This is a genomic window from Anabaena azotica SJ-1 (assembly GCF_047275885.1).
In the GTDB taxonomy this organism is placed as follows: Bacteria; Cyanobacteriota; Cyanobacteriia; order Cyanobacteriales; family Nostocaceae; genus Trichormus_B; species Trichormus_B azotica_A.
This window is the reverse complement of sequence record NZ_CP178454.1, coordinates 4,163,130-4,178,659: the sequence shown is the minus strand read 5'-3', so window position 1 is coordinate 4,178,659 and position 15,530 is coordinate 4,163,130. Positions and strand designations below refer to the sequence as shown.

The 15,530-nt window shown below is 39.2% G+C and carries 14 protein-coding genes; 6 read left to right on the top strand and 8 right to left on the bottom strand.

Translation table 11 applies throughout. From position 1 onward, the window contains the following. Positions 1 to 14: 14 nt before the first annotated feature. On the bottom strand, positions 15 to 1,277 hold the full coding sequence (urtA, locus tag ACLLO5_RS18320) for an urea ABC transporter substrate-binding protein (RefSeq protein ID WP_413171908.1): 1,263 nt from the start codon (positions 1,275 to 1,277) through the stop codon (positions 15 to 17). Positions 1,278 to 1,923: 646 nt separating this feature from the next. Between urtA and ACLLO5_RS18315 the strand changes: the two genes are divergently transcribed. After that, a complete protein-coding gene (locus tag ACLLO5_RS18315) occupies positions 1,924 to 3,285 on the top strand; it encodes an NAD(P)/FAD-dependent oxidoreductase (protein WP_413171907.1) in 1,362 nt (453 codons plus the stop codon). A gap of 120 nt (positions 3,286 to 3,405) precedes the next feature. On the opposite strand, the gene petL is transcribed toward ACLLO5_RS18315, so the two are convergent. Beyond that, positions 3,406 to 3,498, bottom strand: a complete 93-nt coding sequence (gene petL, locus ACLLO5_RS18310; RefSeq protein ID WP_413171906.1) for a cytochrome b6-f complex subunit PetL — start codon at positions 3,496 to 3,498, stop codon at positions 3,406 to 3,408. Positions 3,499 to 3,898: 400 nt separating this feature from the next. Between petL and aroB the strand changes: the two genes are divergently transcribed. Further along, on the top strand, positions 3,899 to 4,993 hold the full coding sequence (aroB, locus tag ACLLO5_RS18305; protein ID WP_413171905.1) for a 3-dehydroquinate synthase: 1,095 nt from the start codon (positions 3,899 to 3,901) through the stop codon (positions 4,991 to 4,993). 485 nt (positions 4,994 to 5,478) lie between these two features. On the opposite strand, the gene ACLLO5_RS18300 is transcribed toward aroB, so the two are convergent. Further along, positions 5,479 to 7,089, bottom strand: coding sequence for an acyl--CoA ligase family protein (locus ACLLO5_RS18300; protein WP_413171904.1), 1,611 nt, complete (start codon positions 7,087 to 7,089; stop codon positions 5,479 to 5,481). 257 nt (positions 7,090 to 7,346) lie between these two features. Between ACLLO5_RS18300 and ACLLO5_RS18295 the strand changes: the two genes are divergently transcribed. The 4 genes from ACLLO5_RS18295 to ACLLO5_RS18280 all read left to right on the top strand — a co-directional run bounded on the left by ACLLO5_RS18295 (position 7,347) and on the right by ACLLO5_RS18280 (position 10,366). Next, positions 7,347 to 7,739 carry a CAP domain-containing protein gene (locus ACLLO5_RS18295; protein ID WP_413171903.1) on the top strand — a complete coding sequence of 131 codons (393 nt, stop codon included), beginning with the start codon at positions 7,347 to 7,349 and terminating at the stop codon, positions 7,737 to 7,739. 6 nt (positions 7,740 to 7,745) lie between these two features. Next, on the top strand, positions 7,746 to 8,768 hold the full coding sequence (locus ACLLO5_RS18290; RefSeq protein ID WP_413171541.1) for an IS4 family transposase: 1,023 nt from the start codon (positions 7,746 to 7,748) through the stop codon (positions 8,766 to 8,768). Positions 8,769 to 8,830: 62 nt separating this feature from the next. Beyond that, a complete protein-coding gene (locus tag ACLLO5_RS18285; protein ID WP_413176129.1) occupies positions 8,831 to 9,112 on the top strand; it encodes a CAP domain-containing protein in 282 nt (93 codons plus the stop codon). Positions 9,113 to 9,199: 87 nt separating this feature from the next. After that, a complete protein-coding gene (locus ACLLO5_RS18280) occupies positions 9,200 to 10,366 on the top strand; it encodes a pyridoxal phosphate-dependent aminotransferase (protein ID WP_413171902.1) in 1,167 nt (388 codons plus the stop codon). A gap of 157 nt (positions 10,367 to 10,523) precedes the next feature. Here the strand turns inward: ACLLO5_RS18280 and ACLLO5_RS18275 are convergent, their stop codons facing one another. The 5 genes from ACLLO5_RS18275 to ACLLO5_RS18255 form a co-directional block, all read right to left on the bottom strand. Next, positions 10,524 to 11,834 (bottom strand): tetratricopeptide repeat protein, encoded by a 1,311-nt coding sequence (locus ACLLO5_RS18275; protein WP_413171901.1) that lies wholly within the window; start codon positions 11,832 to 11,834, stop codon positions 10,524 to 10,526. A 321-nt stretch (positions 11,835 to 12,155) separates the two neighbouring features. After that, positions 12,156 to 14,207 (bottom strand): ribonuclease catalytic domain-containing protein, encoded by a 2,052-nt coding sequence (locus ACLLO5_RS18270; protein WP_413171900.1) that lies wholly within the window; start codon positions 14,205 to 14,207, stop codon positions 12,156 to 12,158. Positions 14,208 to 14,436: 229 nt separating this feature from the next. Then, positions 14,437 to 14,652: a 30S ribosomal protein S18 gene (gene rpsR, locus ACLLO5_RS18265; RefSeq protein ID WP_013193233.1), complete on the bottom strand. Its 216-nt coding sequence runs from the start codon at positions 14,650 to 14,652 to the stop codon at positions 14,437 to 14,439. A gap of 2 nt (positions 14,653 to 14,654) precedes the next feature. Next, positions 14,655 to 14,849, bottom strand: coding sequence for a 50S ribosomal protein L33 (gene rpmG, locus ACLLO5_RS18260; RefSeq protein WP_013193232.1), 195 nt, complete (start codon positions 14,847 to 14,849; stop codon positions 14,655 to 14,657). 43 nt (positions 14,850 to 14,892) lie between these two features. Continuing rightward, complete coding sequence (locus ACLLO5_RS18255) at positions 14,893 to 15,450, bottom strand: RDD family protein (protein ID WP_413176128.1); 558 nt, start codon at positions 15,448 to 15,450, stop codon at positions 14,893 to 14,895. Positions 15,451 to 15,530: the final 80 nt, after the last annotated feature.

Genomic DNA, 15,530 nt, shown 5'->3' with positions numbered 1-15,530 from the left:
ATTTAAGTATTTATTTAATCAGTATTAGGATTAGCCCACCTTTGATTCCAGCCTTGATAAAGATTGTTTATAAATATTTCCCATTCAGCTTTAGAACGAGAGATAGGATAAGGTACAGGACGAATTGGTTTACCTGAATTCCAAACAATTTTAAATTGTCCGTCTGACTGAATTTTTCCAACTCTAACTGTTTTCCATGTATGTTGGTTATTCGCATCTATATATACAACTCCTCCCGGTGCTTTAAAACTTTGGTCTTTGATATTTTCTCGAATCATATTGACTTCATCTGTACCAGCATCTTTGACTGCTTGCGCCCACAAATAAACTCCAAAATATCCAGCCTCAATGGGGTCAGATGTAACTCGATTTTCTCCATACTTTTTTTTAAAGTGTTGAATAAATTCACTATTTTTAAGGTTGTTAATATTTTGAAAATAATTCCAAACTGCATAATCACCTACCACGTGTTTAGTTGGTAGAGATTTTAATTCTTCTTCAGCAATACTAAAGGAAATAGTAGGTATTATATCAGATCTAATTCCTGCTTTTCTTAAGGCTTTAAAAAAGGCAATATTACTATCACCATTAATTGTATTTAAGATGACATCCGGTTGAGTTGCTAAAATTTTGGCGATGACATTTTCTACTTTATTACTACCTAAAAGTATATATTCTTCGCCTAAAATTTTTCCCTCTAAGGCGGTTACTTGGTCTTTGATGATGGCATTGGCTGTCCGAGGAAAAATATAATCAGAACCGACAAGGAAAAATCGGTTACCTAAATTATCAAAAGACCACTTTACGGCTGGAATAATTTGTTGATTTGGGGCTGCACCTGTATAAACAATATTTGGTGACTCTTCTAGTCCTTCATACTGAACAGGATAAATCAGTAAATGATTGTATTTTTCAAATATAGGCTTTACTGTTTTACGACTAGCAGAAGTCCAGCAACCAAAAACTGTAACTACTTTTTCTTGAGTAATCAGGTTTTGGGCTTGTTTGGCAAATGTCTTCCAATTAGATTTACCATCAACAATTATTGGTTGAATTTTTCTGCCTAGAATACCTCCGTCGGCATTGATTTCTTCAATAGCGAGTAAGGTAGCATCAACAACTGATTTTTCACTAATTGCCATTGTGCCAGTCAGAGAATGAAGAATACCAACTTTAATAGGTTTTTGGGAGAGTTGAATCTGGAGATGAGCTAAAAAATAGATTGTTAACCCCAATCCAAAAGCTACCAATAAAATAATAATTTTTTTCTTCATCATTTTTTAGCTGTAAACTAACTAGTACGTCCGTGAATTAAAAATTAAAAAAGAATACAGCATCAGCTTTTCAGAGATATAAAATGGGTGGTTTATTTCTGCGATAGTGTACTAGAGAAATCCTGGAGGATAAATTAATTCACTAAGTTACAGTCAATTTTAAAGGTTTGATTTATAATCATACGTGCATTATTCGGATAGATATATACCTCATTTATACTACGCTTAATCATACTGTTGATATTATACATCCTGATTTGATGATACAACGATTAAACCAGGTAATATGCCAAATTTTGATGATTTTCAATAAAAAACTAGTAAAAAATAAATGTGTAGTGCTGGATGTTCTCAAATCGGTTTATCAATATTTACGTATATTATTTTAGTATCAAAAAAGACTAATATTGTTTGAATAGGCAATTTATGATGAAGGAAAATTTGAATAGATGAATTGTGAGTACAAGCTTCCACTGATTATCTTTTAATTTTTAATTTTTAATTCACCGAAGGGGTTAATTTATTTCGTAACTTTGAATACTTTTAGTATTTTTTTAGGTGTTCCAAATAAACGGCAAAATACATTATAATTTTGTTACATATTTGTTAAGAAACGTTACACGACTCTTAACAAAAGGAATTATTTTCTATGGTTGTTTCACTTCAAAAAAAGCCATCACATGAGGTTGTCATCATTGGTGGTGGTTTTGGTGGATTGTATGCAGCAAAGGCTCTTGCTAACACAAATGTAAATGTTACTCTCATTGATAAACGTAACTTCCACCTATTTCAGCCGCTTTTATATCAAGTTGCAACAGGTACGCTATCACCTGCTGATATTTCTGCACCATTGCGTTCTGTATTTAGCAAAAGCAAGAATACAAAAGTGTTGCTGGGAGAAGTAAATAATATTGATCCAAAAGCGCAAAAAGTGATTATGGGTGATGAGGTCATACCCTATGATACATTAATTGTTGCTACAGGTGCTAACCATTCCTATTTTGGCAAGGATAACTGGAAAGAATTTGCTCCGGGCTTGAAAACTGTAGAAGATGCGATAGAAATGCGTCGCCGCATATTTTCGGCATTTGAAGCGGCAGAAAAAGAAACTGATCCTGTAAAACGTCGTGCGTTTTTGACTTTTGTGCTTGTGGGGGGTGGTCCGACTGGTGTAGAATTAGCAGGTGCGATCGCAGAGTTGGCTTACAAAACTCTACAAGAAGATTTCCGCAACATTAATACTTCAGAAACGAGAGTTTTACTATTGCAAGGGGGCGATCGCATTCTCCCACACATTGCACCAGAGTTATCCCAAGCAGCCGCAGCAGCTTTGCAAAAGTTGGGAGTGGTTATCCACACTAACACCAGGGTGACAAATATTGAAAATGACATTGTTACTTTCAAGCAAGATGGTGAATTAATAGAAATTTCTTCAAAAACTATCTTGTGGGCAGCAGGTGTTCAGGGTTCAACACTGGGTAGAATTTTAGCGGAACGTACAGATGTAGAGTGTGATCACGCTGGGCGTGTAATTGTAGAACCAAACTTGACTATCAAGGGTTATAAAAACATTTTCGTAATTGGAGATTTAGCCAACTTCTCCCATCAAAATGGTAAACCCTTACCTGGTGTTGCACCCGTAGCCAAACAACAAGGAGAGTATGTAGGAGGACTGATTCAACTCCGGCTTCAAGGTCATACTTTGCCAGAATTTCATTACACCGACGTGGGTAGTTTGGCAATGATTGGGCAGAATTTAGCCGTTGTAGATTTAGGCTTCATCAAACTCACTGGTTTCCTTGCTTGGGTATTTTGGCTAATAATTCACATCTACTTCTTAATCGAGTTTGATACTAAATTAGTAGTAGTAATTCAGTGGGCGTGGAACTATATTACTCGTAATCGTCGCTCTAGATTAATTACAGGTAAAGAAGCTTTTGTAAAACCACAGACTGTTAATAATAGCAGTAATTCCCCAACTACAGAAAAGAAGCAGCCTGTCAAACTCTAGGATTTTTGCTTTGTTGTACCGCTGCATTGTGAGTTCCCCCCAGCCCCCTTTTTAATGGGGGCTTATAGTGGTAGGGAAAATATCTGTACTACAAGAGCTTTTAGCTGATTTTACTGGCTATTAAATGATCTTGGCAGAACGTAGACCAAATAGCAAACCTACAGCTATACCCATAAACACGCCTAAAAAGACAATATATTCCACTATAGCCATTTGCGTTTCTCCACATTAGTTACTTATTTCTATTGAATCAGTGAACTACTCCGCCATAAGACGGAGCTTCCCAATTCATCGAGAATAGCCTCCAGAACTCTATAGTTCTATTGGACTTACATTCTCTCCAAGGGCAGGAGTCCAGGTCTCCAAGACCCAAATCTTTTCCTGCGACATATACCTATTAGCTTGGTTTTCGCTTATGGCATTGATGGTCAAGATAATCAATATCTTACCAGAAAATCCAGGGGATTCGTTATACAGGAAAGAATTTGTTTTTACAATTCAAGAACGTGGAGATTTTAACCCACCTTTCATTTCCTCCCTACTTCGTTGAGGAAGGGGCATTCGGTGGCTTATGGTAAAATACGCAGACTAGTGATTATATTAGGGTTTTTGAATGAGTTCTGTAATTAAAGTAGATATACCAGAAAAGTCTTATGATATAGCTGTTGCACCTGGGAGTTTGGATAACCTGGGTGAACAGATGACGAGTTTGAAACTGGGTAAGAAGGTGTTGCTGGTTTCCAACCCGATGATATTTAAACATTATGGCGAAAGAGCGATCGCATCCCTAAAAAATGCCGGCTTTGAAGTCACAAGCTATAACCTCCCACCAGGGGAACGTTACAAAACCCTGAACTCCATCCAAAAAATCTATGATATCGCCCTAAAAAACCGTCTAGAACGTTCCTCCACAATGGTGGCTTTAGGAGGTGGTGTTGTTGGTGATATGACTGGGTTTGCAGCCGCTACATGGTTGCGAGGAATTAACGTCGTCCAAATTCCTACCAGTCTCTTAGCAATGGTAGATTCGGCTATTGGTGGTAAAACCGGGGTAAATCATCCCCACGGTAAAAACTTAATTGGCGCTTTCCATCAACCCCGCTTAGTCTTGATCGATCCAGAAGTTTTAAAAACTTTGCCAGCGCGGGAATTTCGGGCGGGAATGGCGGAGATAATCAAGTATGGCGTTATTTGGGACGCTGAATTGTTTACCCAATTGGAAGCGAGTAAACACCTTGACCAACTCCGCTATGTAAAATCCGACCTGATAAATTACATATTAACTCATTCTTGTCAAGCGAAAGCAGAAGTTGTCAGCAAAGATGAAAAAGAATCTGGACTCCGTGCAATTCTTAACTATGGTCACACTATCGGTCATGCGGTGGAAAGCTTGACGAATTATACTCTGTTAAAACATGGTGAAGCTGTGGGTATTGGCATGGTAGCAGCAGGAGAAATTGCTGTGAAATTAGAACTTTGGCAAAAAGCCGACACAGAACGTCAAAACGCGCTGATTAAAAAATCGGGTTTACCGACACAATTACCAGCCGGTTTGGATATTGAAGCCATTATTGAAGCTTTGCAATTAGATAAAAAAGTCAAATCAGGTAAAGTGCGGTTTGTGTTACCCACCCAAATAGGTGAAGTGAAAGTCACAGACGAAGTACCTACAGATATTATTAGGCAGGTGTTAAAGGAAATGCAATAGTCCAGGCATTGGGAAGCAGGGGAGAAAATCAACAACTACGAATTACGTTATCAGAAAATAGGCTGAAAACCTTTTATCTCGTTCCCAGTCTCTGACTGGGAATATTATTAAGAGGCTCTGCCTCTATTTTATACTTACAGGACTTACGCAACTGGCATATTAGTAGGGTGCGTCAGACTTCATAAATCCTGCAAATAAACAGATATTTGATATCTGACGCACCATAAAATAGATGTTTGGTGTGACACTTGCGTAAGTCCTAACTTAAATTCAAGGCAGAGCCTTTAGAATTCATTCCTATACAGAGTATAAGAACGAGGAAGGTTAAAAAAGGTGAATCAGGTGCAAGTAATAAGCGTTGAAACTATCAAAAACCTATCACTTTTCCAGGTTTAAGATGATTCTTATCTTCTTCTAATTCTTCCTCCTGACTCCTGACTCCTAGCCATAACGAAAAGACTTTTTCCGCAAACCCTAATTACAAATCATGCCCCTTGAATTTTTCTCTCATGTCCAGCCCATTCTTTATTTCGCAGAAGATATTTTTGGATTTTACCGGTGCTAGTTTTTGGTAAATTCGTAAATTCAATGGCTATAGGACATTTGAAACCTGCTATTTGACTGCGGCAAAATTGGATTAATTCTTGTTCTGTAACTTGTACATCTTCTTTTAAAGTGACAAAGGCTTTTGGTGCTTCACCTCGTTTTTTATGAGGTACAGAAATTACTGCACATTCTAATACTGCATCATGGCGATAAAGACATTGTTCAACTTCAATACTGGAGACATTTTCTCCATTGGTAATGATGATATCTTTCATTCTGTCGCGAACTTCAATATAGCCATCTGAGTGCATCACGGCTAAATCTCCACTGTGAAACCATCCGCCACGAAAAGCCCTTTCTGTTCCTTCTGGATCATTATAATAACCCTTCATGACCATATTTCCCTGCATGATGACTTCTCCCATTGTTTTGCCATCAGCTGGGATATCTTGCATATTTTTATCTACCACCCGCAACCCATTACCACTAATATAAGTCACACCTTGACGGGCTAATAATTTTCCTTTTTCTTCATTGTTAAAATTATCCCATTCTGATTGGTATTCACATACTGTATAGGGTCCATAAACTTCTGTTAAACCGTAAACATGGATGATTTTTGCACCAATGGCTGTATATTTTTCTATTAATGTTGGTGATGGTGGTGCGCCGGCGGTGGTGATGGTTATAGGTTGTGCTAAACTTTGGGGACGTTCTCGATAATTTAGCAGAGAAATTAAAATTACTGGTGCAGCATTAAAGTGAGTGACTTGATATTTCTGAATAATTTCCCAGACTTTTCCAGGATGAAATTTACGTAAACAAATATGAGTTCCACCAATGGCTGTAACCGCCCAAGGAAAACACCAGCCGTTACAATGGAACATTGGTAAAGTCCACAGATAGACCGAGTTGGGTGTTAAGTTTGTTTCTATTATTTCTCCTAAAGTGCTAAGATATGCACCTCTATGGGAGTACATTACACCTTTGGGGTTTCCTGATGTGCCACTGGTGTAATTAATGGTAATTGTCTCCATTTCATCTGTAATTAACCAGGGTAAAAGTTCAGGATTACCAGTTTGGAGAAATGATTCATAATCTTCTCCTGGTAATGGTGTAAAATCTTCTATATCCTGAATATTAATAATATGTTTAACGGTGTTTAACTGATGCTGCACTGGGCGAATAATATCGGCTAATTCTGTATCAATAAATAAAAATTTTGCGCCGCTATCGTTGAGAATATAGGCGACTTCTTGAGGTGCTAAACGGGTGTTGATAGAGACTAAAACTCCGCCAGCTAAAGGTACAGCAAAATGAGCTTCTAGCATCTGAGGAGTATTGAATACAAAAAAAGCGATGCGATCGCCTTTTTCGAGTCCCGCATAACGCAAGGCTGAGGCTAAACAATTGACACGGGTGGCAAATTCGCTATATGTAAATTTTTTCTGTCCATAGATAATCGCCACTTTGTCACTGTAGACTTTGGCGTTACGTTCAATAAAGGTAAGCGGTGTGAGAATGCTTTGATAGACTGCTTCTGAAAGCATAGCGAATACCAATGATTAATATACAAATATGTAATATATAATACGATAATATGAATTGAATATATACTTGAAAAATACGGTCACTTCTAAGTAAATACCGTATTGCTATTGTCTCAATATACAATCACAATGATCTTCTGTTTGTGCATCACCGGCATCAGTGTATGAAAATCAGGACTAGGAAAAAAGTTAATCTGTGGTGGAGATATTTGCTGTTATTTGCGGTGCTTTGGGTTTCCCCGTCCACTATCCATTTTATGAACCAAGCTTTACGTGGACACCCGCTAGATATTAACTATTTCTGGAGTGAACTTTCCCCGGATAGAATTTCCAAGTTAGGTTTTTATAATGGTGATGGTGGGGTAAATTGGAAAATAGGTGAGCCAAAAGCTAATATTTGGAATGCTGAACAGTTACGTTCTCAGCCAGAGTTACAAAAATTTGCCATAGAATTGGTAAATCGCGATCGCACTCTCAATAATTTAAAACCTTTGGCAGCAGATCCTTTACTATCACAAGCAGCCCAACTTTATGCCGAAGATATGCTAACTCGGAACTATTTTAGTCCAGAAGTGTTGAATGTTAATAAAAGCCTGATAAAAATAGCCCAAAATATGTTAAATTTTGGGCGAAGGATTAAAATATTTTGATTAACCATGATCATAAACTCATTTCCCAAGATTGTCAAAAATATCCTGGGAGGGCTACCCAAAAATGATTATCCTGTTTTGAACAGCCGTCTTTTTGTTGAGTGTTGGTTGGCTTATGCTCTGGATAATAGCTTAACGAGTATGCGGGATTTATTTAAACGATTAAATAATACAGGATTTGATGTAGATATTTCCACATTTTCCAAAGCCAACACTCATCGAAGTCAAGAAGTATTCCAGAAAATTTATCATCAATTAAATCAATTAGTCCAGAATAAAGTCCACAAAAAGTTACATGATAAATATGCAATATGTCCAATTGATTCAACAATTATTACATTGACAAGTAAGTTGCTATGGGTGCTAGGTCATCATCAAGTAAAACTGTTTAGTTCCCTTAATCTGTCAACAGGCAGTCCAGAAGATAATTTGATAAATTTTGGTCATGACCATGATTATAAATTCGGTTCATCAATGATGTCTAATTTACCACCAGATGCAGTTGGGGTAATGGATAGAGGATTTGCGGGGCTAAATTTTATGCAAGAGTTAGTGCAAAAAGACAAATATTTTGTAGTGCGAATTAAGAATAATTGGAAACTAGAATTTGAATCAGAAACTGGATTAGTCAAAATCGGTTCATCGACCGATGCTCCCGCTTACAGGGTAATTAATTTTTGTGATTTAGAAACGAAAACTGAATTTCGGTTAGTCACGAATTTACCTGCCGATGGAGAGGCAGCAGTTACAGATGATGAAATCAGAGATATTTATCGTTTACGGTGGGGAGTTGAACTGTTATGGAAATTTTTAAAGATGCACTTAAAACTGGATAGATTAATTACCAAAAATGTTAATGGTATTGCCATTCAAATCTATGCTAGTCTCATCGCTTATCTGATTTTACAACTTGTCTCTGTTCCGAAAGAATGGGGTGAAAAGATGTTAGATAAATTCCGCTATCTTCAAGCTTGTATGTGTCAACAAATCAGTTATGTTCATTGGATGGAACATATTATGAAATGTTGACATTTTCACCCTTGATAGTACTACTATACTTAAATATGTAAAGTTTTGTAACGACATTCAACATTTCTGATTTTAGTCATATTTCTCCTGAAGGTAAAAATCCCAGAGATCGCTATGTTTCAGCAGGTGGTAGTCCTCGTGTGGGTGTAGGTGAAAATATTGCTAAGGCTGAAATTAGAGGTTTGGGATTAACTTACGGCGAAGCAGAAAAATTTCAACGTGGCTGGATGTATAGTAACGGACATCGCGCCAATCTTCTCACGGCTGAATACAAAAAATTTGTTTATGGTGTGGCGACTGGGAGAGACGGAAGAATCTATGCAGTGCAGATGTTTACCAATTAACCATTTGCAGGAATTTAGAAAAAGCAAATCTCTATTGGGATTCTGGGATATCCTTATATAAGATAGAGATTCGCCCAAAGAAGTAGAATGAAGCTGGCAGCAAGAGTAAGTCAGGTGACACCCTCCATAACCTTAGCGATCGCAGCTAAAGCTAAGGCCATGAAAGCAGAGGGTATAGACGTTTGTAGTTTTAGTGCTGGAGAACCAGATTTTGATACCCCAGCCCATATCAAAGCCGCAGCCGCGAAGGCTTTGGATGAAGGAAAAACCAAGTATGGCCCCGCCGCTGGTGAACCAAAGTTAAGGGAAGCGATCGCTCGGAAGCTAAAAACCGACAATGGTCTGGATTATAAAGCAGAGAATGTCCTTGTTACCAATGGCGGTAAGCATTCTCTCTACAATTTGATTGTGGCACTGATTGATCCAGGTGATGAGGTAATTATCCCTGCACCTTATTGGTTAAGTTATCCCGAAATGGTGACATTGGTGGGTGGTAAGTCGGTAATTGTGGAAACCGATGCTTCGACGGGTTATAAAATTACCCCAGAACAGCTAAAAAAAGCCATTACCCCCAAAACTAAGTTATTTATCCTCAACTCTCCATCTAACCCCACAGGGATGGTATACACACCAGAGGAAATTAAAGCCTTAGCTAAGGTGATAGTTGATGCAGATATCTTGGTTGTGTCTGATGAGATTTATGAAAAAATTCTCTATGACGGTGCAGAACATATCAGCATTGGTTCTTTAGGTCAGGAAATATTTTCCCGCACCTTAATTAGTAATGGTTTTGCTAAAGGTTACTCGATGACAGGGTGGCGACTTGGTTATTTAGCAGGGCCTGTGGAAATTATTAAAGCTGCTAGTACCATTCAAGGGCATAGTACATCAAATGTATGTACCTTTGCTCAGTATGGAGCGATCGCCGCTTTAGAAAGTTCCCAAGATTGTGTAGAAGAAATGCGTCAAGCTTTCGCTAAACGTCGTCAGGTAATGTTTGAAAGACTTAACGCCATTCCTGGTTTGAGTTGTCCAAAACCAGACGGTGCTTTTTACCTATTCCCTGATATCAGCAAAACCGGTTTAAAGTCTTTGGAATTTTGCAACGCTTTACTAGAAGCACATCAAGTTGCAGTTATTCCCGGCGTGGCTTTCGGTGCTGATAACAACATTCGCCTTTCCTACGCTACTGATATGGCGACCATAGAAAAGGGAATGGATAGATTAGATAAATTTGTGCGTTCTCGAATTTAGGGACTGGGGACTGGGGAGATGGGGAGCAGGGGAGGATGGGGTGCAGGGGAGATGGGGAGCAGGGGAGCAGGGGAGCAGGGGAGCAGGGGAGCAGGGGAGATGGGGAAGTAATTTTCCCAATCACCAATTACCAATTACCAATCACCAATTACCTTGTCTAATTACCAATTAATCCCATTTCTTGCAACCCTTGACGAAGACGCTGTGCTTCCTGGGGGTTGTTTTGTTCATGGAGTGCGATCGCATATTCAAAAGCTGCTAAACTAGTTTCCACATCACCGGCTTTCAGCAACACTACTCCCAAATTTTGATAAGCTTCTGCATAATCGGGATTTAATTGGATAGCCTTGTCATAACAATCAATCGCTTCCACCAACAAACCCATCGCCTTACATACCATCCCCAAATTGTAATAACCAGTCACAAAACTAGGGTCAATTTTGATAGCCGTTTCATAAGCATTTTTTGCCCCTATAAAATCAGCCGATGCTTTCAACAAATTACCTAAATTATTATATCCTCCCAACTTTAACAGAGGATAAATCGGTAACTTCACAGCAGCTTGATAATGAGAAATTGCCTGGGGTAAATTTTTTAAATGTGTATGAGCGATTCCTAAATGATAATGTAATTCATACAAAATATCATAATTAGTTTCCTTAATCTCTTGAGCCAGAGAATTTCCAACCTTTCTGGATTGAGAATTTTGAAACCCCTTTAAACGGATTTTATCTTTGTGAAGCCGATTATTTGACTGATTTAATTGATTACCAATTATCTGACTTAATCCCCTATTTAATAATTCCATCCCCTCATTAATTTTCCCCATTTCCACATACAAAGCACCCAACTTACTGCAAACATAAGCATCATCAGGATTTGCAGCAAAAAATTCCTCCATTGCGGCTGCGGCTTTAGCATACTTATTTTGCTGATTAATGATAGCTTTTTGATATCCAGCATGAAGAATAGCTACCTCTGGTAAATAGCCAATTTGCCAATAAGTCTCTTTAGCTAAAATTGCTGCAATACTATCATCAACCAACGCATGATATGGACGATCAAATTTAATTTTAGGATGGTTGCGAAATAGTCGCGAAACAAGAGAATATGGTGATTGAGTCGCACCAATTTCCTGACGAACAAGATTGATTAATAAATAATCTTGGATATTAATTGCTTCTTGCAAATAGGGCGCTATTTCTGGTGTGAGACTTTCATCAGCATCTAAAACTAATATCCAGTCTCCCGTAACATACTTTAAAGCTTCATTACGAGCCGTACTAAAATTATTACACCATTCAAAATAATGTACTTTAGCACCGAATTGTGCAGCAATTTGGGTTGTTTTATCAGTTGAACCTGTATCGAGAACTACAATTTCGTCCACCACATCTTTGACACTTTGCAAGCATTTTGGTAAATTGGTTTCCTCGTTTTTGACAATCATGCACAGACTGAGTTTCATAAATTCATCATTTTTTTTTAGTGATAACTTATGTCCGCTCAAAACAACAAGCTCTTGTATAATATAGATGATCAAAAAATAGGACTTACGCAAGTGTTACATTTAAGTCTATTGTAGGGTGCGTCAGATGCTAAAAATCTGTTGATATTAACCAATTTATAGGTCTGATGCACCGTAATGATACAGCAGGAGTCAGGAGTGAAACTGGCTTGGTGTCTAGGTTTCAACTTTGATTCTGTACCTCATTGATCTGAAATCTGCTGTAAATTGAAGAAATTACAGCAGAAATAAATCACCAATCACCAATCACCAATTACCAAACTAAAGAGCAGCTTCTTGATAAATTATTTCTTGAAACTGAATCATATCTTTCTGTGGATCAGCAAGACTCACTTTTACTAATAATTGTTCACCTAAATTCACCGTTCGTCTAAAGGCCATGGGCAACTGTAGACCCAAATCTTCTAACAAAATTAATGCCAAATTGCTATCTTCTCGCAACCACATCAAAACTGTGATTTGCCATATTTGTTCAGGATGACGACGTAAGTATTCTAGAGCATAATATCTGTTGGTTTGTCGTTCCACCATTGTCACTTCTTGGGTGGTGGTGGTGACAGTCATCATCACTTCTTTGAGTTGTTCGGCTGAGAAGGGCAAATCTTCACCCCGCAGGTGTGCCTTGAGTTGGAAGTGGGTCAATAGGTCGCTGTAACGACGAATTGGGGAAGTTGCTTGGGTGTAGGTATCTAGTCCCAAACCAGCGTGACGCACAGGTGTAATACTCATTTCGCTCTTGGGCATACACCGACGCATGGCACAGGCACGAACAAAGCCGGCTGGTAGTAGGAGTAATTCTTCGTCTGGTGGTAATTCTGGCTGTGGTTGACCACGGAAGGGTAGGGGAATGTTATGGGTTTGACCGTAACGTGCGGCTACTTCTCCTGCCAGAATCATCATTTCAGCGACCAATTGCCGGGAGGAGGAATCATCTAAAATATCAATGCTGACATCATCGCCTTTGACTTTAATCATTGCCTCTGGCATATTGATGCTGATGGCTCCTTGATTATATCGCCAGGTTTTACGCTTTTTAGCCCAATTTGCGATCGCCGCAATTTCTGGTTCTGCTTCTACCCCTAATTCCAGCATCTCATCTACATCTTCGTAGGTGAGACGATAGGTAGGCTTCATCAAGCTGGGATGAATACAGTAATCTTCTACAGCCCCATTTTGATCTAAAACTATCCCAAAGCTGAGGGCGTAACAAATTTTCCCCTGTACCAAACTCATCGGACCAGTTGCTAGTACCTCCGGGAACATGGGAATCATTCCTGTCGGTAAATAAACGGTGCTTCCCCGCTTTCTAGCTTCTAAATCTAATTCATCCTCTGGCATTAGCAACCGCGTCGGGTCAGCAATATGCACCCATAGCTGTTCCCGTCCATCTGATAATACTTCCCAACTCAGACCATCATCTATTTCTGTGGTACTTTCATCATCAATTGTGTATACCTTGAGATGAGTTAGATCCATTCGATTTGTATCTAAGTCAGTTGGTGGAAAATCAAAGCGTTGTTGCGCCACTTCTAATACCTTGTTGGGAAACTGGACGGGAATTGAAGAACGACGCAGGAACAGGTTCTCATGGGGACCCCACCAACCCAAGTCGATCAACAGTTGAAAGGCTGCTGGGGGCGTAGCAGAACGTCCCAGCATATTCATGGTTTCTAAGACTGGGGCTGGAGGTGGGTAGGCGCGGGCTAAAGAATCGGTGTTTACCCCCGTTCGCACAATATCCGCCACTAAGGACGCATACTTTTCTAATGCTTCCAAACGCTGACGGTCTTGCCGTTGCCATTCTACTGCTTCACCCTTAAGTGCCTGTTCTACACGCGCTAAAAATTCCTGCTGTCCCTTGGCTTTTTGCGCTTCTACTTCTATTTGATGCTTCCGTTCTGCCACCTGTGCTGCGCTGCGGGGTTCATAAGCGTCACCTTTTTGCTTGAAATAGAGTTTGTCTTCTGATAACAAGCAATGAGCAGCGTAACAGTATGGCGGTTCGGATTCTGAAAACAGTAAATTAGCCATTTGGCCAGGGGTGACTGTTTCTCCATCTTCCACCAATAATTCCCAAGCCACTTCTAAGCTAGATGGATCTAGGTACGGTTTGACTTGTTCTAAAAATTGGGCAATATCTGAGGGTTTATAAGTTTCCCCGTTTACTGTATAGGTTAGTTGTCGAGGCGCGAGGCTGTGGGATTGACCTCGTTCATCTACTACAAACCAACGGGTCTTTCCGTCTGGACGATCTACCACTCCCAGACGGCGATCGCCTTGAACCCTAAATTCAACTAGCGTCCCCTTCTCCACAACTCTCGCACTTTTTTAGTAATTTTAGATTTTAGATTTTAGATTAAATGATTGGCTTTTAATCCCAAACCTAGTGGTTTTAATGATTTGATATTGGGAATGCTATTGTACATTCCTTTAATTTTGTCAAATTTTAGATTTTGGACTGAAAGTAAACGTTTAATTATAATGCCAACGCTACTTTTTTGGATTATTATCTAAAATCCAAAATCCAAAATCCAAAATTTTCTTAGCCTTCGGCGTTGATGAATGGCAACAATGCCACAATCCGAGCGCGTTTAATTGCTAATGTTAATTCGCGCTGTTGCTGCGATGTCAACCCGGTAATGCGCCGGGGTAATATTTTACCACGCTCGGTGATAAATTTACGCAATAAATCAACATCTTTATAATCTATTGGCTCTCCTGGCTTAATTGGCGACAGGCGACGACGGTAATAGCTCATCTTTACTTGATTTCCTTGTGAACAGTGTGTTTATTACAGTGGGTACAGAACTTTTTCAGTTCTAAGCGGCCAGTGGTGTTCCGGCGGTTCTTGGTGCTGGTATAGCGAGAAACGCCTGGAGAACGCTTGTCTGGGTTAGTACGACACTCGGTGCATTCTAGTGTCACTATTATGCGGGCACCTTTACTCTTAGCCATAATCTTACAAACAGCAAAGCCGGGAGAGATTTAACACAAATGACTATCTTCTCACATTTCGCTGCACTTTTTCAACTAATCGCCTAATTTTTAAATCCAGCGAATAGCCGCGCCGTGAGGAAACGATTACAGTTCTAGCATAGCGGTCATGGAAAGCCTGTCGCATCTGAGTATCTGACAAGGCGGCACCACAGTCAATTGCTAGGGGAAGCACTAGCAGTATAGCAGTGGGATTGGCTATTATATTTCTCAAAAAAATTGAGCCTAACAAGCAACCAAAGCAAATAATCCCCTCACGCTGCAATAATGCCTGTACTTCGGGGATTCTGCTGACTATTTGCCCATTGTCAACTTCTAGCACTTTTAAATTAACTGCCCATCTTCCTAAACTCTGTCCCTGATTGTTGTAGACGATTAAAACCCGCAAAACCAGCCAGGTGAGAATAAAAACAAAGATTTGGGCAAATTGGATACCTAGATCATTGCTTCCCAACAGAGAACTGACCAACCATGCACCAAGAAAATCTATCCCCAGTGCCATGACTCGACGGGTAATTTCTGCCTTGGGATAGTGTTTTTGAGGTGTTTTAACTATGGTCATATAAAATAAGTATTTATGTATAGATGTATGAAAAGAATTGTTGTCCGTATCTTTAATATTAAAGCGATATGGCGATCGCA

Excerpts from the sequence above, each read along its gene's own strand:
- ACLLO5_RS18255 (WP_413176128.1), bottom strand. The coding sequence starts at position 15,450 with ATGACCATAGTTAAAACACCTCAAAAACACTATCCCAAGGCAGAAATT.
- ACLLO5_RS18290 (WP_413171541.1), top strand. The coding sequence starts at position 7,746 with ATGATCATAAACTCATTTCCCAAGATTGTCAAAAATATCCTGGGAGGG.
- ACLLO5_RS18295 (WP_413171903.1), top strand. The coding sequence starts at position 7,347 with ATGAACCAAGCTTTACGTGGACACCCGCTAGATATTAACTATTTCTGG.
- rpmG (WP_013193232.1), bottom strand. The coding sequence starts at position 14,849 with ATGGCTAAGAGTAAAGGTGCCCGCATAATAGTGACACTAGAATGCACC.
- ACLLO5_RS18280 (WP_413171902.1), top strand. The coding sequence starts at position 9,200 with ATGAAGCTGGCAGCAAGAGTAAGTCAGGTGACACCCTCCATAACCTTA.
- ACLLO5_RS18300 (WP_413171904.1), bottom strand. The coding sequence starts at position 7,089 with ATGCTTTCAGAAGCAGTCTATCAAAGCATTCTCACACCGCTTACCTTT.
- aroB (WP_413171905.1), top strand. The coding sequence starts at position 3,899 with ATGAGTTCTGTAATTAAAGTAGATATACCAGAAAAGTCTTATGATATA.
- ACLLO5_RS18275 (WP_413171901.1), bottom strand. The coding sequence starts at position 11,834 with ATGAAACTCAGTCTGTGCATGATTGTCAAAAACGAGGAAACCAATTTA.
- urtA (WP_413171908.1), bottom strand. The coding sequence starts at position 1,277 with ATGATGAAGAAAAAAATTATTATTTTATTGGTAGCTTTTGGATTGGGG.
- rpsR (WP_013193233.1), bottom strand. The coding sequence starts at position 14,652 with ATGAGCTATTACCGTCGTCGCCTGTCGCCAATTAAGCCAGGAGAGCCA.
- ACLLO5_RS18315 (WP_413171907.1), top strand. The coding sequence starts at position 1,924 with ATGGTTGTTTCACTTCAAAAAAAGCCATCACATGAGGTTGTCATCATT.
- petL (WP_413171906.1), bottom strand. The coding sequence starts at position 3,498 with ATGGCTATAGTGGAATATATTGTCTTTTTAGGCGTGTTTATGGGTATA.